The sequence below is a fragment of the Halorhabdus rudnickae genome (genome assembly GCF_900880625.1).
Classification (GTDB): Archaea; Halobacteriota; Halobacteria; order Halobacteriales; family Haloarculaceae; genus Halorhabdus; species Halorhabdus rudnickae.
On sequence record NZ_CAAHFB010000006.1, the window covers coordinates 112197 to 134990 of the forward strand.

The following is a 22794-nucleotide window of genomic DNA, read 5'->3' on the forward strand; positions in this document are numbered from 1 at the left end:
CACTGGGTGACACTCACCAGTCCGTCTGAAGGCGTGGACAAGGCGCTTGAACAAATCGAGTGACGCCGCTGGAATCACAATCCCGCCACCACCACACGCCCCCGGGGACGACGTATATATCTATATAATATGGGCGGCTGAGAAAGCTGATTCTGTTGAGCCACTGGTTCCGGGGGTGGGCCTCCGGCGTCATCCCCAAAATTTTCGCGCGACCCGCAAGGGGGTCTGTTTCGGCTCGACCGCCGTAGCTGCCAGCGGTGTGTTTTGATGACGTGGCCTTAGCCACACCCCTAAGAGAGAACCCAGCCCCTGGGGTGGTGTTCTCTCGCGGCGATCGCCCCGATCTCCCGGCCGGCGCACTCGAGGAAGTCAACTCAGGTTTCACTATACAGCTGATAGACTACAACCAGATTTGCATAACTGCCCGAAAAGAGGGTCGATAGCGAGCGTTGCCACTACCCGCGAACCGGGACGCTCCCGGCTCGCGAGCGGCTACCTGCTACCCTGGAGTGAGCCACCGCCAGGCATCGCCGACGCTCCCGTCCTGGAAGCGAACCCGCGCTTGTCGGTAGCGCTCCTCGGGAAGCCCGGCATTCTTCCAGAGACGGAAGCCTTCACGGATCGCTTTCCCCGCGTCGGTGTGATCGTCAAAGCGGAGCTTCAGCCGCGCCTCACGCGCGTCTTGGAAGTCGATACCGTGGCGATGAGCCCACGCGATGAACGCGCTCATTGTCTCGTCCATCCCGCGCTCGGCGGCTTCGATAGCCTTCGCCGTCGTCTCTGCCGCCCGCTTGACAGACTCCCGAGCTTCGGCTACGGCGTCGTGAACCAACTCCGCGATGTACTCCGAACGGAGAGACACCTTGGCGTACTCCCGATGCACAAGGTCCTCCATGTCGCGCAACGCGTCGCGCACGCTTTCGACGTGGCGGCCGTGGGCGTCCGCGATCTCCGCGGGCGCGATCTCCCCGCCGTCGGTAACCAGCGTCTCCCACTGGGTCGGCCGGAGCCCGTCGGCGAGGTATCGCACGACGACGCTTTCCTGACTCTGGCGGACGCGGGTCATGTCGAGCCCGATCGGGTCCGGCCCGCTCTCGTCCACCTTGGGCGTGAAATATGCGTCCTCGACAAACGGCCCGCTCCCTCCGCCACTGGGTGCAACGTCGATTCCGGCGTCAGCAAGCACCGACAGGACGGTTTGATCTAACTCTCTCCGTAGGCGGTCAAGGTCACACCAGCGAACCGTTTCGTCGTCATCGAGCAGGGACACCTGTAGCGACGCGCCGACCTTCGGATGGGCCAGTGGGTTGTCCTCGTCGAGCCCTTCTGCTTCGCGAGCGTAGTAGTGCTTCACCTCTTTCGGCAGCCGGTGATCCGGGAAGGCTTCGCGAACGCGGCGCTCGTCAAGCGTCACCGTGTGGTAGTAGCCCGGCAGGTTCCGCCCGTGCTCGTCGTCATCGTTTTGGACGACCTTCCGATACCCCGAGCGGTCGTCTTCGAGAAGGTGGCCCATCGAGGCGATCGGCCCGTCCCGCGCGTGGATGGGTCCGCTCGCGTCCCGGTGTACCCGGCCGTAGCGCTCGGCGTCCTGGATGTTCGTCATCGGGTGTGGATCACGGAAGTACCGGCCAGCGATCCCCAGAGCAGCACCCGCACGGGCCACCAAATCAGGATAGCGCTCGAAGGCAATATTCGAACCCTGGACACGAACGTTCACGCCCTCACCGAACCCGTCGGGGACGGGGATCTCGACCCGCGAGCCGTCCGAACGCTCGCCTTCCATCCCGGGCCACCGTGGCGCGATGTGAGCAACGAACTCTTGCTGCCCGATCGGGTCCTCTGCCGGGTCCCGATACACTTTGATCCGGTACTCCCGCATCGTCTCAAGACGCCACTCAGTGCCGTGTGGCGTCATATTTCCGGGATGGACGATGTTGCTTTCTTGGTAGGAGAGACGCGCCCGCCACTGTTCGCCCTCGGCAGAGAATGATGCACTCTTCGACCCACCAGCGTTCTTCACCGCGGAGTCAGCCGCGAAGAACGGAGCCAGTCCGTCGTCAGAATAAAGAAGATTCGCGTCGAACTCGTGACACGCGAGCGTGACCGTCTTCACGACGGCTCACCCCCTTCGCCTTTAGGCCAGGTTTGAGGGATCCGCTCGCCCCGCTGGACATCGTACAGGTCGGAGGCGGGGATGAACTCAGGCACCTGCACGTTCCCCACCTCCGATTTTTCGACGCGCTCGACTCAGGAGGTTCCCGACCGTCCCGGGTTTCCGGCCGGTCTTCCGTGCGTACTCACGAACGCCGTAGCCCTCGATCTCGACGGCCTCGTAGGCGTCTTGCTCGGCCGACGTGAGGGCGGACAGGTCTTCCTCGTAGTGGGACAGCGTCGTCTGCGCGCCCGTCAATGTTCCTCACCCCCGAAGCACTGCGGATACCCGCACAGGTCGTAATGCGGTCGGTAGGCATCGACAGGAACCAGCGTATAGTCTGCTCTGTCGTCGTAGCAGACTGGACACGCCGGTTCAGGTTCATCAGAGTCCGGGTCCGGCCGATGCAACGTGTCCGCGTACTGAGAGCGGTTCCGGACCGCCATCTCAGTCTCGGCGTCGGTGTCGGCCGACCCCGACCCGGATCGGCTCACGTCCACCACCCCCGGGTTTCAGCTACGAAATTCGGGAGACGGCGCGGACCCGCAACTTGAAACCCGTTCAACTCACCAAATCGGGCCGATTTCCCGAAACTCGAAAGTGGCGCGTTAGTGCCTGAAACCCGAGTAAACAGGCGATTAGCTGTCTGTCGTACTTCGGCAGGAAACCAAGTCCGCCCTCCCCGATTTGAACGGGGGGCAAGTCGATCTACAGTCGACTGCTCTACCAGTCTGAGCTAAGGGCGGACGCATTTTCACGTAGGTCCGGTCTCGGACTTAACGGTTATCATTCACGGCGAGATCCCGACGCCGCCAGCCGTTCGTTTCTGATGCGACAGACACACGTCAGACATTCACGAAGATTGAAGTAGGACGCCAGTCAACCCGTATGACAGGCCGTATGAGCAAAATCACGTTCCGCGCCGACGACGACCTCGTTGCCCAACTCGAGGCCTTCGACGCCTCGAAGAGCGAGGTCATGCGCGAGGCGTTGCGGGCCTTCCTCAAGGAGCCGAGTGGACCGTCTCCCACGGAGGGAGAGTCTGCCTCGGTGTCCGCGCCTGGGCCTACCTCGGCCGAGGAAAGTCTCGACGACCTCATCGAGGAGCGTGTCGACGCCGTCCTCGCAGACCGGCTCGGAACTGTCGGACGGTCCGGGACACAAGACGTCAACATCACGCTCTCGCTCGCAGACGCAGTTGTGACGCCGGAGCAGCGGACCGAGACCGGAGCCGAGGAACGAACCGCCACCCCCGAGAAAGGGGACGTCAGCGAGGATCGGACCTGCGCGAAGTGTGGCGAGACTGTCTCCGCGGAGCACGTCTACTGCCCCAACTGCGGGGAGAAAGCCTCCCACCGAGTCTTCTGTGAGTGTGGCGACGAGCTCCGCTCGGACTGGGCGTTCTGCCCGAGCTGTGGCCGTCGGACGGCAGCCGCCGACGTACTCGATCAGTAATCATCGCGTAAACGCACCTCTACGTGGCATTTACGCTATTCCTCGGGGGTGTGTCTTACACTAGGGGAAACCTTTATAACCCCTCACTCTGTGGTACGGTAATGCGTAAGACGGGATCGTCTTACACCGTGGCGCACCGGGTGCAACCGTCCGCAGTCTGGCGGTTATGTGGTGTAAGACGAGCGGGCGACCCGCCGCGTCCGTCTTACCCAAAGGGGAACGACAAAACATGGAGCGTGTGACACTACGGATTCCGAAGCAGCAGATCGAGGAGGTCGAACAGATGGTCGAAACGGGGGAATACCCTAACCGGAGCGAGGCGATCCGGTCGGCCGTCCGGGAAATGCTCGCCGAGCAGGACACGGGCAAGGAGCGCCCCTCGGAGAAACACAAGCGGCGAACCTGGGCGAAGGTGTAGACCATGCAGGACATAGTCAACTCGGCCCTCGAACACGAGGAACAGGAGAGTCGGGATGTCGACGCGGACGGCGAGGATTTCGGCGACCCGCGTATCGTGATCGTCGGCTGTGGCGGTGCCGGTAACAACACCGTCAATCGGCTGTACAACATCGGCGTCGAGGGTGCCGATACGATCGCGCTGAACACAGACAAACAACACCTCAAGATGATCGAGGCCGACACCAAGATCCTCGTCGGCAAGTCTCTCACCAACGGGCTCGGCGCGGGCGGCGACCCCTCGATGGGCGAGCGCGCAACCGAGATGGCTCAGGGGACGATCAAAGAGGTACTCGGCGACGCCGACCTCGTGTTCGTCACGGCCGGCATGGGTGGCGGGACTGGTACTGGCGCGGCGCCCGTCGTCTCGAAGATCGCCAAAGAGCAGGGTGCGATCGTCGTCGGCATGGTCTCGACACCGTTCAACGTCGAGCGTGCGCGAACAGTCAAGGCCGAGGAAGGGCTGGAAAATCTGCGCAACGAGGCCGACTCGATCATCGTCCTGGACAACAACCGCCTGCTGGATTACGTCCCCAACCTGCCGATCGGCAAGGCTTTCTCGGTGATGGACCAGATCATCGCCGAGACGGTCAAGGGGATCTCCGAGACAATCACTCAACCGTCGCTTATCAACCTGGACTACGCGGACATGTCCGCGATCATGAACCAGGGCGGCGTTGCAGTGATGCTCGTCGGCGAAACTCAAGACAAGAACAAGACCCAAGAGGTCGTCAGCGACGCGATGAACCACCCACTGCTGGACGTCGACTACCGCGGCGCCAGCGGTGGACTGGTCCACATCACCGGCGGCCCCGACCTGACGTTGGACGAGGCCGAGGGCATCGCGAGCAACATCACCGACCGCCTGGAGGCTAATGCCAACGTCATCTGGGGTGCCCGCATCGAGGAAGAGTACAAGGGGAAGGTTCGCGTGATGGCGATTATGACTGGCGTCCAGTCGGCCCAGGTTCTGGGTCCGACGACCCAGAAACAGGCCAACAAGTCCCGACAGGCCATCGAGGACGTGGACGTCGACGACGGAGCGTTCGATGCTGCAAGTAACGTGGACGCCGACTTCGACGGCAATTCGAGTTCCGGCGGGCGGAGCTTCGGCGAAACCGACGGCGGTCGAAACGCCGTCGAGAAAAACAACGGACTCGACGTCGTGCGGACAAACTGAACGGCGTTCCGTTTTTTCGTCGTCAAGCCTCCAGCACGTCTAGTAACTGGCACTTTCGACAGTGGCCGCCAGTCGTTGGCGCGCCACAAGTATCACAGGACGTATACGATCGGTCGCGGTCGACACTCCGAGACGCCTGGCGGGCCAGTTGCTCGTAGCCGGCCATGATCGAATGACGCGTCCCCGGATGGGCGTCCTCCAGTTCGTACAGCAGCGACTGGATCTTCCCCCGGAAGGACTCCGACGCGTGGGGGCACTCGGTGATGTGGGCCGGCAGATCACGTAACCGGGCGTACAGCGCCACCTCTTTCTCAGGAACGTCCCGAAGCGGCTTGGCGCGCGGGACGTGACGATCGGTCAGCGTCCGCTCGTCGAGTGGACCGAGGCTGGCGTCGAAGTGTTTGGCCATCTGGTCGACATCTCCTTCCAGAAAGTTCATCATCGCGGTCTCGGCCTCGTCGTCGAGGTTGTGGCCCGTCAGCAACAGGTCGGCGTCGTATTCCGCGGCGTAATCCGAGAGCAGATCACGGCGGAACACGCCACAGTAGGCACACGCAGCCATGCTCTCAGGATCGTCTTCGACGACCTCGTCCATCCGGACACCGAACTCCTCGGCGTAGCTGACCGTCTCGTGACGAATGTCGAGATCGTCGGTCAGTTCCTCGGCCGCTACCAGGCTTTCGTCACGGTAGCCCTCGATCCCCTCGTGAATCGAGAGCGCGAGCAGTTCGATCCGGGGATCCTCGGCGAAGGTCTCCGCGAGGATCTGTGCGAGGACGACGCTGTCTTTCCCACCGGAAAGACCGATCAACCAGGTCACCGGCTCCTCGGGCGTGGCGTCGTCGGGGACGAGACCGTCCTCCCGGATGCGCCGCCGGACGCGTTTCTCGACGGACCGTCGAAAGTGCGTCCCACAGAGATGTGCCCCGGAGTAGGCCGCGTGCATCACCGCCGGCTCACCGCACCGGTCACAATCCATCGACGTTCGGTAGCCGACTGAAACGGGTAGGGATTTCGCTCCCGACATGGCCGTTGGCCCCAATCCTGCCGGACAGACAACCGTTTTGCCCGTCGGCCGTCAATCGACGGCGATGAGCGAACTCGATCGCGAGGCGGCAGTCGATCGACTCGAGGCTCTCGTCGAAGCCGTCGATCGCGAGACGATGCCGGTACCCGTCCGGGAGATATGGGTCTATGGCGACCTCGCCCTCGGACTGGACCCTGTCGAGCGTCTGGACGTCTACCTCACGAAGGAGCTCCTGTTCGGCCAGGCGGACGAAGAGGCGACGTCACTGAACGAGGATCTGGGCGTCGAGGGGATCGGCGAGACGGTCCGAACTGAGTGGGTCCGCGAACGCCCCGAATCCGTCGCGGCGAATCCCAGTGGGCACGTCGCACCCGAGAAGTGTCTCGCCGAACATCTCCTCGAGGAGGGAGAGCCCATCCACCTCGAGGTCTGTAACGCCTCCTTCGAGGATAACGTCACGCGCCGCCTGGAGGGGGCGCTCGCGCGGGAGACCTACGAACACGTCCTCGATCCCCGCGGCGTCTGCCTGTGGCTCGATGGCCGCCGCTCGCCGGAAGCCTTCGAGAAACTCCGGGCAGGTGAGTACGTCTTCCCGACGCTCGCGGGTGCACTGGAACAACTTGGTGCCGGCGAGACCGAAGCCAGCGCGGCAGCCGAGACCCTGAAAGCACGCCGCGACCGCCAGGAAGGGACCACCGTCCGGGGCGACGTGCTCTGATAGATCACGTCCGTCCGATCGCGACGTAGAACGGGACCGTCTCGGTGCGTTCGTAGGTGCCATTTTGCATCTGCTCGACGACCGTCCGTCCCATCTCACGCCAGTCGGTCCGGAGTTTGTCGTAGTCCGCCGCCGAGAGCCCGCCAGCGAGCATCGTCACGCGATCGGACGCCAGCCCTCGGCCACTGGCTTTCCGACGCGCCGCCTCCAGATCCGCCGACGAGTACGGCTGAGTGACCGTCCGCTTGTGATCGTACCGGGAGACGTCGACCGACGTCAGACCCACTGCCTCCAGTAGCGGTCGGAGTGATGACCCGAGAGTGGCGTCCGTCTCGACGCCGTCGAGGTAATGACGGCGTGCCTTCCGGGCCAGCGCCGACTCCGCGTCGACCGTCGACTGTACCGTGACGCTACCGTTGTCCGGTTCGATCACTGCTACGGCGTCGCTGGCGACGCGGGCGAACTCCTCGATGACCGTATCCGGCTCGGAGAGGTTGATCAACAGCGCCTGACAGACCGCCAGCTCGAAGGTATCGTCGTCGAACGGGAGTCGGTAGGCGTCGCCCGCCACAACCGGCGGATCGGCGTGTTCGAGGAGTGTGGGATCGGCGTCACAGCCCACAACGTCCCCGTGGGTCTCCTCACGGAGCACGCGGGTGAGTTCGCCAGTGCCAGAACCGACGTCCAGTACCCGATCACGTCCCGACAGTTCGAGAGCCGACAGCGCCTGACGGGACTCATCCCACATACCGCGGCGCGTGTGCGTGAGATACTCGGCGTCGAACCGACGCATACGCATAGGGAGGGAGGTTCCAGGGAAAAGCAGGTCGATCCGACAGCCGGACAGATCGCCGATCACGTCAGGCCGAACGCAGTTCCCGAGCCCGCTCGACGTTCCAGGCGAACCCGCGACCGTCTTCGGTGGGCGTCTCGAGGACGAACGGCAGGTCACGGAGGCCGGGATGATTCAACAGGGCGGCGATGCCATCCTCCCCGATCTTGCCCTCGCCGAGGTGTGCGTGCTCGTCCTTGTTCGTCCCGCACGCGTGTTTCGAGTCGTTGAGGTGCAGACACTCCAAAACGTCCAGTCCGACCTGCGCTGCAAATTCGTCGACGGTTTCCTCGACAGCGTCCGGCGTCGAGAGATCGTAGCCAGCAGCGAAGAGATGGGCCGTGTCCAGACAGATCCCGATATCCTGTTCGCTGCGAGCCAGGACACCGGCCAGATGATCGAACTCGCCGCCGAGTTTCGTCCCGCTTCCGGCATCCGATTCGACGAGGACAGTCACCCCCTCGGGCACGTCGAGTTCGTCCAGCGCGCTCGCGGCGTTGTCCAGCCCCTGTTCGACGCCTGCACCCGTATGCGCGCCGAGGTGGACGTTCACGTACTCGACACCGAGACGGTCGGCCGCCTCGACCTCCCGTTGCATGGAGTCGATCGACTTCTCCCGGAGATCGTCTTTGGGTGTACAGAGGTTCACCAGATACGATGAATGGATCACCCACGGCCCGACGCCAGCATCGGTTGATCGCTCGCGGAACGCCTCGACCTCCCTGTCCTCAAAGGATGGATCTTGCCAGACCTGCGGCGAATGGGAAAAGATCTGTCCGCAGTTGCCGTCGTATTCGAGCTGTTCGTCGACTGCGTTGGAGACGCCGCCCGCGATCGACGTGTGCGCACCGATTTTCATACCCACACCTCGGCCGGCGACGGCAAAGTCGCTTCGACAGCGACAACCCGGATGCGAATGGACAAGTTCTATATATCGACATACGATTTAATTGCGCGATCGCATCCCGACGCGCCGGGCTTTTGACCGCAAGCCCCCAACTTGGTCACGATGGTTTCGAACGTCGCGCCGGTGCTCGCCGAGTTGGAGGCCGAAGACTTCCACCTCTTATCGGGGATCGAACAGGGAATGCGCTTCTCGGAGTGGGTCGACCGGGAAGAACTCCCGGAATACTCCCGACTGACAGCTGAAGACGTCGATTATCGGCTAGACCGCTGCGAGGATCGGGAACTCATCGAGCGCAAGACGATCCAGTACGAGGGCTTTCGGCTGACCTTCGAGGGATACGACGCGCTTGCCTTGCACACCTTCGCCGAACGTGACACCATCGAGGAAGTCGGATCGAGTCTGGGAGTTGGGAAAGAAAGCGACGTCTACGAAGTCCGTTCGTACAAACCACTTGCACTGAAATATCACCGAGAGGGCTATACAAATTTCCGAGAAGTGATGCGCGAACGCGAGTACACAGCCGACCGCGATCACGTCTCCTGGCTGTATACGGCCCGAAAGGCAGCCGAACGCGAGTACGCCGTCCTCGAAGCACTATACCCCGGAGTTCGTGTCCCGAGGCCAGTCGATCACAACCGTCACGCGATCGTCATGGAACGCATGGACGGCGTCGAACTCTCCCAGACGAAACTCGAATCCCAGCAGGTGCGGCCTGTCCTCGATCTGATCCTTCAGGAAGTACAGAACGCCTACGAGGCGGGATACGTCCACGCGGACATGAGTGAGTACAATGTCTTTGTCGCCGAAGACGGCGTGACAGTCTTCGACTGGCCCCAGGCGGTCGAAACCGAACACGAGAACGCGCGGGAACTGCTCGGGCGCGACGTCGAAAACGTCCTCGGGTACTTCCAGCGGAAGTACCCAAACGCTGTCGAAGACGTAGACAAAACAGCTGTCGCCACAGCCATCGCGGACGGCCACTTCGAATCGATCGACGCGATCTGAAAGTTGAATCCCTCGGTTTTGGCTCTGGAGCATATTTCGACGAAGAGAACCCGCCACGTGCCGAGCCAATAAACCATAGAATGCTATAGAGAATTGAAAGGGCGACGTGACACCATCGTGAGCCGGCCACGCTCGTCGGTCAGAAATTAGACGACGGTCGAAACCAGCAACCGAACCGCGTCGACTTCGCATGTACCACTTTATCTCCGTCGACGTCGGTAGCATCACGACCACCGCCGTACTGAGCGGCTACGTGGTCTCTCCCGGAGCCGTCCGTCGTATTCTGCCTGCCCACGTTCATCGAAATAGACCGTGTGCATCTACAGCAGAATACACCGTCGCACCGATCGAGATCCTCGACGGCGTATCTCGATGATGGCATTCTGAGGATGCCCGAAGGGTTTCAGTCAACCACCCACAGACGAGAACACCGAGACACGAACGACCGCGCCATCGCACGCGCCGCATAGGGAGTATCGCTGACGCCAGTGGCTGAACGTCCGTGTGCCCGTCGAGGAGCAACGCTTGTCCATCGGCTCGTTGTGGTATCGTTGTCGGAGAGACGTTGGGTGACCGAGAACGGCTGTCCGCCACGAGTTCGAATTCCTTAAGAGGACGAACGGAATAGATCCACTAACTCGCTGGTCGGCGGGCAACCAGCGGGCACCTGCATACGCAGGTCGGAATGTGGCCGCTCGGCGGCTGAACCACTCAACGCCCGCGGTGAAACCATGGCACGAAGCTTCTACTCACACATTCGAGACGCTTGGAAGGACCCGGACGACGGCAAACTCGCCGAACTCCAGTGGCAGCGCATGCAGGAGTGGCGCGAACAGGGCGCAATCGAGCGCATTGAGCGACCGACCCGCCTCGACCGCGCCCGGTCACTGGGCTATAAAGCCAAACAAGGAATCGTCGTTGCACGCGCAAGCGTCCGCAAGGGCAGCGCACGCAAACAGCGACACAAGGCTGGACGCCGCTCGAAGCGACAGGGCGTGACCCGGATCACCCGCCGGAAGAACCTCCAACGGGTGGCCGAGGAACGCGTCACCAAGAAGTACACCAACCTGCGCGTCCTCAACTCCTACTGGGTCGGCGAAGACGGCAGCCAGAAGTGGTTCGAAGTGATCCTTGTGGATCCGAACCACCCCGCGATTGAGAACGACGACGACCTCAACTGGATCTGTGACGACGCCCACGCCGAACGGGCGCTTCGCGGTCTGACGAGCGCGGGCAAGCGCAACCGCGGCCTCAACGTCCGCGGAAAGGGTGCCGAACACACTCGTCCGAGCAACAGAAGCGATCGCAACCGCGCGAAGTAAGCCCTCAACGTTTTTCGCGGATCGGTATCGAACTCCATAGCGGCGGGTGTGCGCCAGGCTCTAACTGATAGGGCTGCCTGAATGGAAAGGGAAACGAGACAACGAAAAAACAGCGAGACAGACGTTACCGGGCGGCGGCCGCGACGCGTTCTTTCTCTTCTTTCTGGTTGACGGCGTAGGTAGAGACGTCGTTGTTGGCGGCGCCGATCAGTTGCCCAGCGAGGGCCTCCTCGGCGTCGGTCGGCGTCTTGAAGGAGTCGTTGTAGACGCCTTCCGCGAGGAACTTCAGCGCCTGATCGACGCGGCGCTGCGGGGAAATGTCGACGGCCTTGGGGACGGAGATCCCGCCGTACTTGAGCCGGACGGTCTCCTCACGAGGGGCACTGTTCTCGATTGCACGGACGAGGATCTGGATCGGGTTCTCGTCGGTGCGCTTGTGGACGATCTCGAAGGCCTCCCGGACCATCCGGGTGGTCTGTTGTTTCTTGCCCGTGTTCTCGTCGGTCTGCATGAGGCGGTTGATCAACCGTTCGACGATGGAGATTTCGGACTTCTGGAACTGCTTTCGGGCGTGGCGACCCATCGTGTGGGCGATGGGCGTGATCGTCACGTACCGTTCGGTCGAGGGGTCCCGGAACTCGATGTCGTCGGTCGACCAGCGACCGAAGAGTTTCGCGCCCGTCGTCTCCTCGGCGTCACCGTCGGCCTCGGATTCAGTCTCGGCACTCATGGTTATCGCACCGGTTTCTCGGCGTTGCCGCGGACGAGTTCGATCATCGAGACGCCGTTTACCTTCTCGACTTTATAGTTGACCCCGGAGAGGTCGCCCATCGCGCGACCCTTCGCGCCACCGATGCCCGCGATGGTCACTTCGTCGTGCTCGTCGATGAACGAGATGGCGCCGTCGCCGGGACAGAACGCCGTGACCTGTTTGCCGTTCTTGATCAGCTGAACCCGGACACACTTTCGGATCGCCGAGTTTGGCTGTTTGGCCTCGATGCCGACCTTCTCTAAGACGATGCCCCGACCCTGAGGAGCGCCCTCGAGGGGATCGGACTTGGCCCCGAGCCCGCGCTCCCGTCGGGCGTACTTCGAGTCGGACCACCGGTGTTGCTGGCGGTCCTTCTTGAGTTTACGAGCGGCGTACTTGCCGTTTGCCATAGTGACCGGGAATACCCCGTGAAGGTACTTAAGCATCTTCTTTTCGACCCCAGTGATCCATCGGGGGTACGCTGTCCGCCCGGACCGTCAGTATGCTACCGGTGCAAAATCTGCCTGCACGAGGCCACATTATCTCATTTGATACTAACAGAGCAACGCTTACACAAAGACTCGGCAATATTGCGGTAATGAGTAAGTTAGATGAGTGGCTTCCGGACCGGAACGGCAAAGAGTCTGTGTCGGAGAAGAAAACTATAGAACAGTGGTTACCGGACGGGATCAGGAAACAGTACATCCGGAAATTTCTCGCGGTCGTCGTCGTATTTAGCGCTATCGTGTTACTGCTGGGTATCTACACCCAGATGACCGTCGCGACGGAGTTGACGGAGAATCGCAACGAGCAACTGGCTGCTTCGGCGGATCTAACGGCAGAAAACATCAATAAGTGGATGAGCGGGAAAGAGAGCCAGGCACTAGCCCTCTCAAATGACCCAGCGATCGCGGCAAGCGACCCAAATTTGCAGAAGGTCAAAAACGCAATAGAGATCGAGGTGATGCTTCGGGACGATCTGGTTGCCATTCATTTCATCGATACACAAGACGGCACGATCCTCGAAAGTACTGAAAACGAATTGAAAAACACAACGCTGGAATCACGAAACATCACCTGGAAATCGGGTATTCAAGGGGCGGGGCTGGAAGGGCTAACCCGGGATACCGCCGGGCGTCACGAGATTTATACCGTTGGGAACAGGTCACTCATCGGGTTTACGAGTGCGACCTCATCGTACGGACACGCGATTATCATGGAGTACGATATAGATGAGAGAAGTGATGGGTTTCGAAACACTATCGACGGAGAAACGACACAGATCGTCTCAGCGTCCGGGACCGTACTGTTTCCGTCGAACGAGAGCAAAGCGCTGGAGCCATATTCCGACGGAGATACAAATATAACGGAGATACATCAGGACCTCAACGGAACGAACGGCGTCTTCCAGCACGGAGAAAACGTTGTCGCGTACGCCCCGGTCGCAGGCATGGACTGGGTTGTCGTAAAGCAGGTGCCAAAAGAGAACGCCTACGCACTCAAACAGACGGTCCAGACCGATCTGATCGTCCTGATTCTGGCGGCAGTGACGGGACTTGGGGGACTTGCATTGTTCGTCAGCCGGGATATCATTCCACGCATTACTGCGGTCAGCGACGCGGCCTCGGAGATCGCAAATGGTAACCTGAACGTCGCAATCGAAGACGAAGGCCGGATCGACGAAATAGGGCAGGTTCGTGACTCATTCAGGGAGATCAACGAGTACCTCGGTACCGTTGCGTCCCAGGCGGACGCGCTTGCTCGACAGGATTTCGACGATACATCTCTCGAATCCGATGTGCCAGGCGAACTCGGGGAGTCCCTGAAAACGATGCGAACGGATCTCCAGGAGTCGATCGAGGAAATCGAGGCCGCCCGTGAACAGGCCCAGGCCTCCAAACAAGAGGCCCAAGCCTTGTCCGATTCGCTCCAGCAGCAAGCCAACGAATTCTCGACCGTGATGGCTGAGGCAGCCGATGGGGATCTAACCCAACGCCTTGACGAAGACGCCGACGACGAGGCGATGAGGGCGATCGCAGCGGCGGCAAACGAGATGCTCGAAGAGCTACAGGCAACCCTCCAGGAAGTTCGGTCCTTCGCCGAGGATGTGGATACGTCCGCTCGTGAGGTCGCCACCAGTGCCCAGGAAGTCCGCCGCGTCAGCGAGGATGTGAGCGGGTCCGTCCAGGAGATCGCGGACGGTTCCGATCGGCAAGATCAGACGATCCAACAGGCGTCCGAGGAGCTAACGAACCTCTCGGCGACGATCGAGGAGGTCGCTTCGTCGGCCGAGGAAGTCGCCACCCAGTCCCAGCAAGCCGCCGAACTGGGCGAGACGGGACGGGAATATGGCTCGGATGCCCTCGAAGAGATGGACGCAGTCGAAACCAAGGCAGACGCCACGATCGACGAGGTCGAAGAACTCGAAGCCGCCATGACCGAGATCGGCGAGATCGTCGAGTTGATCGACGAGATTGCCGAGCAGACGAACATGCTCGCGCTGAATGCCTCGATCGAGGCCGCCCGTGCGGGCGAGGCAGGTGAAGGGTTCGCCGTCGTTGCCGACGAGATCAAGAGTCTCGCTGCCGAAACCGGCGAGGCGACCCAGGACATCGACCGTCGCATCCAGGAGATCCAGACGACAACTGAAGACGCCGTCTCGGATATGCGTGAAGTCGGCGACAGTGTCACGGATGGAATAGAAGCGGTCGAGGATACGGTCCAACTGCTCGATCAACTCGTCGAACAGGTCGAGGAGGCAAACACCGGCATCCAGTCGATCAACGACGCGACTGACGACCAGGCCAACTCCACCGAACAGGTCGTCGCGATGATGGACGAGGTCGGATCGATCAGCGAGGAGACTGCCAGGGAAGCCGAATCGGTCTCGGCGGCAGCCGAGGAACAGACGGCCTCGATCACGGAAGTGGCCGAACTGATCCAGGGACTGTCAGATCGTTCGACCGGATTACGCGACGCCGTCGAGCAGTTCCAGCTCGACGCAGCGGAATCACACTCAGACTCCAGAACGCCAGGTGACACGGCCGCGGCCGACGGCGGCAGCCCGGACTGATCATCTGAGCACACCGTCTTCGGGGGGCCCATGGCTGGCGCGCCGTTAGTTCACAACCCCAGACCGGTGCTGTATTCCAGGGTTCCGAATCCGGGACCCAACGACGCTTCGTCGAGATGTGTCCCGTCGACGCGGCCGGAGAGACCGGACAGACGGAACATGAATTCGTTGTAGCTCCAGTGAGACGTAACCCGACCACCGAGTCGGTCGCGCTCGAGCCAGTTGCGCGCGTGGCCGTAGGTTCTGGCCACGAAACGCACGTAATCGCCGTCGTCGTTCTCGACGCGAACGTCGAAGTCCGGGTGCTCGCCTCCGTGGAGCAGTGGTTCGACAGTGACTCGATCGAATTCGACGTGACCGCTGCCGTCTCCCCAGTGCCAGAATCCGGACTGTCTGAGCGGGATCGTCAACCGTTCGAGCCGGTTCGAGGAGAAGAACTTGTAGCCCCGCCGGAGCAGTTGTGGGCCGACGAATGGAACCATCACCGAAAACGACGTCCCGTCCGGAAAGATCGCCCAGATCCACTTCCAGGGGAACAGCGGCATGTCGAAACACACGCGCTGAAAGTAACACGACCCGGAGAGGGTCTCTTCGCCGTCGGGGAGGTCGAATCGCCCCTCGAAATCCATCTGACGCATGGCGACGACCTCGACGCCACCCAACGGTGTATCGATATTCAGTGAGTGATGCGGGGCAGTCATCTTCGAATCGAGTTCGCCCCACGCCTCGAAGGTCGCTTCGACGTCCTGGCCGACGACTTGCGCTTCTAGCCCGACGGGACGATCCGAAAGGGCAGCGATCTCGCTGCCGCGCCGGGTCCCCTCTTCGTCGTCTACCCAGGCTTCGAGTCGCTGGTCCTCCTGAGAGAGAACGGCCTCGGCTGGTTGCTTGACGAGATGATCGTGAACCTGGTCGTCGTCGCCGGCCCACCCGACCGTCGTGGCATTGAACCGGTCGATACCCCCGCCAATGGGTCGGTCCAGATCCATTCCCTGTGCCGGAAGACCGTTGACGCGACACTGATCGCCCACGCCGGCAGCGATCGAGAACATGAGCTGTCGTGGCCCGTACCCCGCCTCACCCTCGGGGAACAACAGGAAAAACCACCACGAGGAGGAACTCCAGTTCTGGCGATCCGGGTTTTGAGACCAGATCTTCTCGAAGACGCGCTGGTGCTCGGACAGGGGCCGGTCTGCAAACTCATCAGTCATCGATCGTACCTGTCGATGGGGTCGCCCAACAAAGCGTGCATCGGTTTCGAACGATCGACTGGGCGGTAAGCGCCGTCATCACGGAGAGATGGCAACCAACCTGTTTGTGCTGTCAGAAGTGTATCGTCGAGCCGATAGACGGCCCGAGTCGGTGAGCGGCCCGGTTACGCCTCGACGACTTCGACGTCCGCAAGCTCGAAGTGCCGGGCGGCGAGTTCGCGTGCGAGTTCGATGCGTCGCCCGTCAGTACCGATCGCAGCCCCAATATCACGCTCGTCGACGTCCGCGACGGCGATCAGTCCGTCCTCGCGGTCTTCGATCGTGACCTCGTGGACCGCCGCGGGGGCCAGAGCGTTAGCGACGAACCCCTCTGGCGTCGGCGCGTCCTCGACGAGCGTGACGTCACGACCGAACCGGTCCTCGATCCGTTCGACCGTCTGTCCGTCCGTTCCGATCGCTTTCCCGATATCGCCAGCTGCGACGACGAAGGCGACGCGGTCGTGCTCGTCGTCGAGGACGCAGTCCGTGACAGTGACGTCGGCGACGTCCTCGGCGAGTGCGATCGCCCGGCGTGCCTCGTCCGACAGCGAGATCGTCATGCGTCAGTCGGCCGTACCGCCGGTGTTGGATCCCATCCGGAGATCGACGTCGCCGGTGCCCAGTTTGATCGGCTTGCCGACGATGACGTTCTCGGTGACGCCGTTGAGGTCGTCGATCTCACCGTGGATCGCGGCGTCGAGCAGGTGGGAAACGGTGACCTCGAAGGCCGCCCGCGCCAGCACGGAGTCCTTGCTGCCGGAGATGCCGTGCCGGCCGATGGATTCGATGACTCCGCGGTTGGTCATGATGTCCGCGACGAGCATCAGGTGGCGGATGTTCACGTCGTCCAGGCCCTGCTCTTCGAGGGTATTCATCGTCTCGTCGATGATGGCCTCGCGGGCGGCTTCGACGCCGAGGTTGCTGTAGATCTCGTGAATGTTGTTACAGGTCGTCCGAGAGGCGTCGACGCCCTCGATGCCGAGCACGTCGCCGAAGGCCGACCCCTCCGTGTAGAGGACAAATTCCTCGCCCTCTTCGAGTTCCTCCTTGCGGATGACGACCCGCGAGATGTCCTCGATACCCTTGAAGACGATCTCTCGAAGCTCCTCGACCAGCTGGAGAAGGTCCCGGTAGGACGGCTCCTCGGGACCGAACTGGATGACCGTTTCCTTGCGCTGGGTCTCGACGCCCAGCTGGGTTTCGATGATCCCCGCAATCTCCTCGGCGACGCTCTCGACGCTGTCTGCGGTCGGCCAGCGCTCTCGCAGCGTCTCGGGATTGAGATCGACCTGGACGAGCATGTCCGCGACATTCGTCGAGACGTCACCCAGCGCGAGGATCCGCGTCGCCTCGATCTTCCAGACGACCTCGTGGGCGCGCTCGCGCTCGGTAGCATACTCGTCCTCCAGGTGGACGGTCATCATCGGCGTGTCGGGCTCCTTGCGGGCGTCGACCAGTTCGATGAGCCGCGGCAGCCCCTGTGTCACGTCGATCTCGGCGACACCCGCGTAGTGGAACGTGTTCATCGTCATCTGCGTTCCGGGTTCCCCGATCGACTGCGCCGAAACCGTCCCGACCGGATCGAGGGGATCGACGCGTGTGTCGAGATAGCGCGATTCGACCGCAGTGGCGATCTCGTCGGCCTGCTCGACGGTGACGCCGTCGCGATCCTCGATCGTCTCGTAGACGCGAGTCTTCAGCCGCCGGGGGAGGTCGGTATCTTCGACGACAGCAGCGACGTCTGTGTCGACGGTCTCGTAGCGGTTCGTCGGATCGTATACAACGGATTCGGACATCAGTCGTCACCCTCCGCGAGCCAGCGCTCGTCGGCGTGTTCGGAGATGTTCGTCGGCCGGGCCTCCCGACCGAGGAACTCGGCTTTCTCCTCGTCGTCGTCAAATTCGGCGTCGACGATGCGGTCGGCGATCGCCTCGACGTCGATGTCGTGATCGTTGCTCGAAGAGACATCTACCGGCGAGGTACCGTCTTCGCCGAACTCGAACTGGACGATGTCGTCGCCCGTGTCCCGGACAGTCCCGTCGTACTGAGTTTCCAGTTCCGAGAGGGCGTTGATCAGCCGCCGCTGGAGATAGCCGGACTTTGAGGTCCGGACGGCCGTGTCGACCAGGCCCTCGCGGCCACCCATCGCGTGGAAGAAGAACTCCTTTGGATCCAGTCCCTCGCGATAGGAGTGCTCGACGAACCCGTGGGCCTCCGCCGAGAGGTCGTCGGGCTGGAAGTGACTGAGGGTCCGGTCCTCGTAGCCGCGGTTGATCCGCTCGCCCCGGACAGCCTGCTGACCGACACAGCCGGCCATCTGGGTCAGGTTGAGCATCGACCCCCGCGCGCCGGAGTCAGCCATCACGACTGCTGGGTTGTCCTCAGCGAAGTGGTCCTCGGCGATGTCACCCGCACTGTCACGGGCCTGGCCGAGGGTCTGCATGATCTTCATCTCTAAGGTCTCATCAACCGTCCGGCCCGGCAGACTCTCCAGGTCGCCGCGCTCGTAGGTGTCGATGAGTTCCTCGACGCGCTCGTAGGCGTTGTCGATGGCCTCCTCGACCTGCTCGACGGCGGCCGGTGGAATCGACTCGTCGTCGATGCCGATCGAGAACCCGAAGTGCATGATCGTCCGGACTGCGAGCGTCGAAACTTCGTTGATGAAGATCCGTGCCCGAGTCTTATCGTATACCTTCGCGATCGTATCGACGATATCCCCACCGAAGGCGCCGACCGCGCTGTCGTCGATCGTCCCCTCGACGAGCTGGCCGTCCTCGATGACGACATCGTCACCGGCCTCGCTGGTGAACTCGAGGTCCATATCGTCCGGCAGCAGTTCCGAGAAGATACTCCGGCCCGTCCAGTAGTCTTGTCCGTCCTCCGTTCCGTCGGGCTCGGGCAGCGTATCGACACTGGTCGCCCGCAACAGGTCAAGCGCCTGCGTTTCGTTGAACGTCGGGTTCTGGTGGGTCAGAAGGTACATCGCGGTGACGTGGTCCTGGATCGCACCGACGATGTTCTCGCCGAACCGTGGGCTGAGCATCTGCTCTTGGACGCGCATCAGTACGCGAGCTTCGGCACGGGCCTCCTCGTTCTGGAGGGCGTGCATGTTCATCTCGTCGCCGTCGAAGTCCGCGTTGTAGGGCGGACAGACGACGGTGTTCAGCCGGAAGGTCTTGTAGGGCATCACCACGACCTCGTGGGCCATGATGGACATCCGGTGGAGACTCGGCTGGCGGTTGAAGATGATGATGTCGCCGTCGACGAGGTGACGGGCGACCTCCCAGCCGGGTTCGACCTTCTCGGCGAGTTCCTCGCAGTTCTTCTCGGTGACCTTCAGCCGGCGGCCGTCCGGTCGGCGGACGTAGTTGGCGCCCGGGTGGTCCTCCGGCCCGTTGGCGACGTACTGGCGGGCCTCCGCGAGGTTGCGCTCGTTGACGTTCATCGTCTGGGTCATCTCACTGGCGACCCGGTCGGGAACCCCGACCTCGTTGAGCGAAAGGGTCGGGTCCGGCGAGATGACTGTCCGTGCCGAGAAGTTCACACGTTTCCCGGACAGCGAGCCACGGAAGCGCCCTTCTTTGCCCTTCAGGCGTTGGGAGAGGGTCTTCAGCGGTCGCCCCGAACGATGGCGTGCCGGCGGCGTTCCGCTGATCTCGTTGTCCATGAACGTCGTAACGTGGTACTGCAGCAGCTCCCAGAGGTCTTCGATGATTAGCTGGGGCGCGCCGGCCTCGCGGTTCTCCATGAACCGCTGGTTGATCCGGATGATATCGACCAGTTTGTGGGTGAGGTCGTCCTCTGAGCGCTGGCCGTTATCCAGCGTGATCGAGGGACGGGCCGTCACCGGCGGCACCGGCAGCACGGTGAGGATCATCCACTCCGGCCGGGAGCGCTCGGGGTTGATCCCGATAGATTCGATGTCCTCGTCCGGGATCTCCTCGAACCAGTCCCGGATATCGCTCGGCATCAGCTTGTCCATGTCCTCGTCGAGCAGGTACGAGCTGGAACTCTCGATGTCCAGTTGCTCGCCGAGATGTTCCTCTAAGTCGTTGAACCGGTTGAGGGCCTTGCCGATCTTCTGGAGCGCCGAAATGTCGTTTCGGTCAGGGCGATACGTCCCCGAAAGCAACTCGCGAATGCGGGCGGCGTCGAAGGCACCGTCGATGGCCTCCTCGAGTTCGTCCGGCGTGACGGGTGCCCCCTCCGGCGGGTCCATCGCCATGCTGAGGCGCTCTTCGATCTCGGGGTGGGGAACCTCGATGATCTCGTAGTAGGTCGTCGGCTTCTCGTGTTTGATGTCGAACTGCTTGGCCCCACAGTAAGGGCATCGACTCGCCGAACGAGCCTGGCGAATGGCCGACTTCAACACGTCGTCTAAGTCGTCGCCGAGTTCACGCGTGCGCCGGAGTTGCTGGCTGAACTCGCGTTTCTTCTCCTCGGCAGCGGCCTCGGCGGCATCCAGGTCGACGTTCCCCTCGCCGTCGGTGAACTTCGAGGCGTCGACGGCCGTCAGCCGCGAACACTCCCGACAGGTCCCCCGTAGTAGCCGCCGGATGAGCTTCGAGAATCCGACGTGGATCACGGGCGCGGCGAGTTCGATGTGGCCGAAGTGGCCGTTACAGGCCCCGGAGTGTTTCCCACACGTCTTGCACTCCAGGCCCGGATCGATGACGCCCAGACGAGGGTCCATCAGCCCCATGTCGATGGGGAAGCCGTCGTCGTCGTAGGTGTCGGCTGTGATGACCTTCGTCGCGCTCATCTCCCGGTACTCCTCGGGGTCCATCAGTCCGAAGCTGATCTTCCCGATCGCCTTGGGTGATTGTCCTGTGCTCATGTCAGACTGCGTCCTCCAGTTCGATCCGGGGCGCGATGCCCAGGGCCTTCATCTCGTCTAAGAGGAGTTTGAACGCGTAGCTCATCTCGACTTCGTGAACGTCGGTCTCCTCCTCGCAGTTCGGACAGTAGACGCGGCGTTGATCGACGTTCTCGACGGCGGTCATGCCACACTGCCCGCAAACGTTGATCCACTCCTGGTCGGACTCATCGAGCAGGCGCTCTTTGAGGGTAAGTGCGGCGCCGTGGCCGATGAAGACGTCCCGTTCCATCTCGCCGATCCGGAGGCCACCCTCGCGGGCGCGCCCTTCGGTCGGCTGGCGAGTGAGCACCTGGACTGGCCCGCGCGAGCGGGCGTGGATCTTGTTCGAGACCATGTGGTAGAGCTTCTGGTAGAAGATGGTCCCGACGAAGATCTCCGCCTCGATCTTCTCGCCCGTGATCCCCGAGTACATGACCTCCTTGCCCGAGGACTTGAAGCCGTGTTCCTCCAAGGAGTCCCGGAGTTCCTCCTCGTCCTCGCCGGTGAAGGCGGTCCCGTCGACGCGGCGTCCCTCCAAGGCCCCGACCTTCCCGCCGATCATCTCCAGAATGTGCCCGACTGTCATCCGCGAGGGCAGCGCGTGGGGATTGAGAATGAGGTCTGGCACGACGCCTTCCTCGGTGAAAGGCATGTCCTCCTGGGGGGCGATGTGGCCGACGACACCCTTCTGGCCGTGTCGTGAAGCGAACTTGTCCCCGAGTTCGGGGATCCGCTCGTCACGGACTTTGACCTTCGAGAGCTTCGAACCATCCTCGCCCTCCATCAGCGTGACGGTGTCGACGACGCCGCTCTCACCCGAGCGCATCGTGACACTCGTCTCACGGCGCTTCTGGGGGCTGAGTCCGCCCATGTCGTCCGGTTCCTCGAGGAACCGCGGCGGGCTCGTCTTTCCGAGCAGGACGGCGTTCTCTCCGACCCGTGTCTCGGGGTTGACGAGGCCGTCCTCGTCGAGATGGGTGTAGGCGTCTTCGCCGCGAGCACCCCGGACCTCGTCGTCCGGGATCTCGAAGCGGTCCTCCTGACCGCCCGGATACCGGCGTTCCTCGCCCTCGTAGGTCCGGAAGAAGTGCGAACGCGCGAGGGCACGCTCGACTGACCCCTCGTTCATGACGAGAGCGTCCTCGATGTTGAACCCCTCGTAGGACATGACCGCGACCGTGAAGTTCTGTGCCGCCGGCCGGTCGTCGTAGCCGATCTGTTCGGTGGTCTGGGTCTTGACCATCGACAGCTGCGGGTAGTGCAGTAGGTGCTGTCGCGTGTCCGGCCGCACTCGGTAGTTGGCGCTGGGCAGCCCCAGACTCTGCTTGATCATCCCCGATCCCATCGTAATGCGCGGACTGGCATTGTGCTCGGGGTAGGGGATCATCCCCGCGCCGATGCCGAAGATGAGCTGCGGGTCGACTTCGAGGTGGGTATGCTCTTCGGTGAGTTCTTCGTCGTCGACGGCGACGTAGATGTCCTCTTCCTCCTCGGCGTCGATAAACTCGACGTAGCCCCGATCGACGAGGTCCTCGAAAGCAAGCTCGCCGTCTTTGACGGCCTCGATCTCCTCGTCGGAGACGAGCGATTCACCGTCCCGAACGACCAACAGCGGGCGACGCGCCCGCCCGGCGTCGGCGTTGATTATGACCTCGTCGGTGCGGTCCTTCACCGAGACGTTGACCATCTCGCTGACCTCGCCACGACGGCGGGCCTCACGGACCTGATCGGCGAGCTGTTCCGGTTCGGGATGGGTCCCGACGAGACTTCCGTTGACGTAGACTTTGGCTTCGCGTCCCTGACTCATG

General features: G+C 62.3%; 20 protein-coding genes and 1 tRNA gene. 7 read left to right on the forward strand and 14 right to left on the reverse strand.

Annotated features, from left to right (window positions below; translation table 11 throughout):
* Positions 1–499 precede the first annotated feature (499 nt).
* The 4 genes from BN2694_RS15480 to BN2694_RS15495 form a co-directional block, all read right to left on the reverse strand.
* Complete coding sequence (locus BN2694_RS15480) at positions 500–2113, reverse strand: DUF7845 domain-containing protein (RefSeq protein WP_135667222.1); 1614 nt, start codon at positions 2111–2113, stop codon at positions 500–502.
* Positions 2114–2200: 87 nt separating this feature from the next.
* Entirely contained in the window at positions 2201–2410 is a 210-nt protein-coding gene (locus BN2694_RS15485; RefSeq protein ID WP_135667224.1) for an RNA polymerase sigma factor, read from the reverse strand.
* Entirely contained in the window at positions 2407–2646 is a 240-nt protein-coding gene (locus tag BN2694_RS15490) for a hypothetical protein (RefSeq protein WP_244605485.1), read from the reverse strand. Before BN2694_RS15490 ends, BN2694_RS15485 begins: the two co-directional genes overlap by 4 nt.
* Positions 2647–2824: 178 nt before the next feature.
* Positions 2825–2898: transfer RNA gene (locus tag BN2694_RS15495), tRNA-Tyr, on the reverse strand.
* A 154-nt stretch (positions 2899–3052) separates the two neighbouring features.
* Here BN2694_RS15495 and BN2694_RS15500 point away from each other — a divergent pair.
* From BN2694_RS15500 to ftsZ, 3 genes are all read left to right on the forward strand, one after another.
* Positions 3053–3607, forward strand: a complete 555-nt coding sequence (locus BN2694_RS15500) for a double zinc ribbon domain-containing protein (RefSeq protein WP_135667226.1) — start codon at positions 3053–3055, stop codon at positions 3605–3607.
* 229 nt (positions 3608–3836) lie between these two features.
* Positions 3837–4025 (forward strand): ribbon-helix-helix domain-containing protein, encoded by a 189-nt coding sequence (locus tag BN2694_RS15505; protein ID WP_135667228.1) that lies wholly within the window; start codon positions 3837–3839, stop codon positions 4023–4025.
* 3 nt (positions 4026–4028) lie between these two features.
* Positions 4029–5243 (forward strand): cell division protein FtsZ, encoded by a 1215-nt coding sequence (gene ftsZ / locus BN2694_RS15510; RefSeq protein ID WP_135667230.1) that lies wholly within the window; start codon positions 4029–4031, stop codon positions 5241–5243.
* A 22-nt stretch (positions 5244–5265) separates the two neighbouring features.
* Here the strand turns inward: ftsZ and ncsA are convergent, their stop codons facing one another.
* Positions 5266–6222: a tRNA 2-thiolation protein NcsA gene (ncsA, locus tag BN2694_RS15515; RefSeq protein WP_135667232.1), complete on the reverse strand. Its 957-nt coding sequence runs from the start codon at positions 6220–6222 to the stop codon at positions 5266–5268.
* 112 nt (positions 6223–6334) lie between these two features.
* On the opposite strand from ncsA, the gene BN2694_RS15520 reads away from it, so the two are divergent.
* A complete protein-coding gene (locus tag BN2694_RS15520) occupies positions 6335–6988 on the forward strand; it encodes a DUF7095 family protein (RefSeq protein WP_135667235.1) in 654 nt (217 codons plus the stop codon).
* Positions 6989–6992: 4 nt separating this feature from the next.
* Here the strand turns inward: BN2694_RS15520 and BN2694_RS15525 are convergent, their stop codons facing one another.
* On the reverse strand, positions 6993–7781 hold the full coding sequence (locus BN2694_RS15525) for a class I SAM-dependent methyltransferase (protein ID WP_135667237.1): 789 nt from the start codon (positions 7779–7781) through the stop codon (positions 6993–6995).
* A 67-nt stretch (positions 7782–7848) separates the two neighbouring features.
* On the reverse strand, positions 7849–8679 hold the full coding sequence (locus BN2694_RS15530; RefSeq protein WP_135667239.1) for a deoxyribonuclease IV: 831 nt from the start codon (positions 8677–8679) through the stop codon (positions 7849–7851).
* A gap of 150 nt (positions 8680–8829) precedes the next feature.
* On the opposite strand from BN2694_RS15530, the gene BN2694_RS15535 reads away from it, so the two are divergent.
* Positions 8830–9732 carry a serine/threonine-protein kinase RIO2 gene (locus tag BN2694_RS15535; protein WP_135667241.1) on the forward strand — a complete coding sequence of 301 codons (903 nt, stop codon included), beginning with the start codon at positions 8830–8832 and terminating at the stop codon, positions 9730–9732.
* 731 nt (positions 9733–10463) lie between these two features.
* Positions 10464–11054, forward strand: coding sequence for a 50S ribosomal protein L15e (locus BN2694_RS15540; protein WP_135667245.1), 591 nt, complete (start codon positions 10464–10466; stop codon positions 11052–11054).
* A 124-nt stretch (positions 11055–11178) separates the two neighbouring features.
* On the opposite strand, the gene BN2694_RS15545 is transcribed toward BN2694_RS15540, so the two are convergent.
* Together BN2694_RS15545 and BN2694_RS15550 are read right to left on the reverse strand one after the other, a co-directional pair.
* Entirely contained in the window at positions 11179–11784 is a 606-nt protein-coding gene (locus BN2694_RS15545) for a 30S ribosomal protein S7 (protein ID WP_135667253.1), read from the reverse strand.
* Positions 11785–11786: 2 nt separating this feature from the next.
* Positions 11787–12215, reverse strand: coding sequence for a 30S ribosomal protein S12 (locus BN2694_RS15550; RefSeq protein WP_008523925.1), 429 nt, complete (start codon positions 12213–12215; stop codon positions 11787–11789).
* Between the two features lie 188 nt (positions 12216–12403).
* Here BN2694_RS15550 and BN2694_RS15555 point away from each other — a divergent pair, with 188 nt between their 5' ends.
* Complete coding sequence (locus BN2694_RS15555) at positions 12404–14878, forward strand: methyl-accepting chemotaxis protein (RefSeq protein WP_167880064.1); 2475 nt, start codon at positions 12404–12406, stop codon at positions 14876–14878.
* Positions 14879–14928: 50 nt separating this feature from the next.
* Here the strand turns inward: BN2694_RS15555 and BN2694_RS15560 are convergent, their stop codons facing one another.
* The 5 genes from BN2694_RS15560 to rpoB form a co-directional block, all read right to left on the reverse strand.
* Positions 14929–16089 (reverse strand): hypothetical protein, encoded by a 1161-nt coding sequence (locus BN2694_RS15560; RefSeq protein WP_135667268.1) that lies wholly within the window; start codon positions 16087–16089, stop codon positions 14929–14931.
* Positions 16090–16253: 164 nt separating this feature from the next.
* Complete coding sequence (locus BN2694_RS15565) at positions 16254–16688, reverse strand: NusA-like transcription termination signal-binding factor (RefSeq protein WP_135667272.1); 435 nt, start codon at positions 16686–16688, stop codon at positions 16254–16256.
* A 3-nt stretch (positions 16689–16691) separates the two neighbouring features.
* Positions 16692–17924, reverse strand: coding sequence for a DNA-directed RNA polymerase subunit A'' (rpoA2, locus tag BN2694_RS15570; protein WP_135667277.1), 1233 nt, complete (start codon positions 17922–17924; stop codon positions 16692–16694).
* On the reverse strand, positions 17924–20965 hold the full coding sequence (locus BN2694_RS15575; protein WP_135667283.1) for a DNA-directed RNA polymerase subunit A': 3042 nt from the start codon (positions 20963–20965) through the stop codon (positions 17924–17926). The genes rpoA2 and BN2694_RS15575 overlap by 1 nt, the downstream gene beginning before the upstream one ends.
* Position 20966: 1 nt before the next feature.
* Entirely contained in the window at positions 20967–22793 is a 1827-nt protein-coding gene (rpoB, locus tag BN2694_RS15580) for a DNA-directed RNA polymerase subunit B (protein WP_135667289.1), read from the reverse strand.
* Position 22794 lies beyond the last annotated feature (1 nt).

Coding starts and splice junctions, on each gene's coding strand:
- rpoB (WP_135667289.1), bottom strand. CDS start 22,793: ATGAGTCAGGGACGCGAAGCCAAAGTCTACGTCAACGGAAGTCTCGTC.
- BN2694_RS15535 (WP_135667241.1), top strand. CDS start 8,830: ATGGTTTCGAACGTCGCGCCGGTGCTCGCCGAGTTGGAGGCCGAAGAC.
- BN2694_RS15565 (WP_135667272.1), bottom strand. CDS start 16,688: ATGACGATCTCGCTGTCGGACGAGGCACGCCGGGCGATCGCACTCGCC.
- BN2694_RS15545 (WP_135667253.1), bottom strand. CDS start 11,784: ATGAGTGCCGAGACTGAATCCGAGGCCGACGGTGACGCCGAGGAGACG.
- rpoA2 (WP_135667277.1), bottom strand. CDS start 17,924: ATGTCCGAATCCGTTGTATACGATCCGACGAACCGCTACGAGACCGTC.
- ftsZ (WP_135667230.1), top strand. CDS start 4,029: ATGCAGGACATAGTCAACTCGGCCCTCGAACACGAGGAACAGGAGAGT.
- BN2694_RS15560 (WP_135667268.1), bottom strand. CDS start 16,089: ATGACTGATGAGTTTGCAGACCGGCCCCTGTCCGAGCACCAGCGCGTC.
- BN2694_RS15530 (WP_135667239.1), bottom strand. CDS start 8,679: ATGAAAATCGGTGCGCACACGTCGATCGCGGGCGGCGTCTCCAACGCA.
- BN2694_RS15540 (WP_135667245.1), top strand. CDS start 10,464: ATGGCACGAAGCTTCTACTCACACATTCGAGACGCTTGGAAGGACCCG.
- BN2694_RS15575 (WP_135667283.1), bottom strand. CDS start 20,965: ATGAGCACAGGACAATCACCCAAGGCGATCGGGAAGATCAGCTTCGGA.
- ncsA (WP_135667232.1), bottom strand. CDS start 6,222: ATGGATTGTGACCGGTGCGGTGAGCCGGCGGTGATGCACGCGGCCTAC.
- BN2694_RS15555 (WP_167880064.1), top strand. CDS start 12,404: ATGAGTAAGTTAGATGAGTGGCTTCCGGACCGGAACGGCAAAGAGTCT.
- BN2694_RS15500 (WP_135667226.1), top strand. CDS start 3,053: ATGAGCAAAATCACGTTCCGCGCCGACGACGACCTCGTTGCCCAACTC.
- BN2694_RS15520 (WP_135667235.1), top strand. CDS start 6,335: ATGAGCGAACTCGATCGCGAGGCGGCAGTCGATCGACTCGAGGCTCTC.
- BN2694_RS15550 (WP_008523925.1), bottom strand. CDS start 12,215: ATGGCAAACGGCAAGTACGCCGCTCGTAAACTCAAGAAGGACCGCCAG.
- BN2694_RS15505 (WP_135667228.1), top strand. CDS start 3,837: ATGGAGCGTGTGACACTACGGATTCCGAAGCAGCAGATCGAGGAGGTC.
- BN2694_RS15525 (WP_135667237.1), bottom strand. CDS start 7,781: ATGCGTCGGTTCGACGCCGAGTATCTCACGCACACGCGCCGCGGTATG.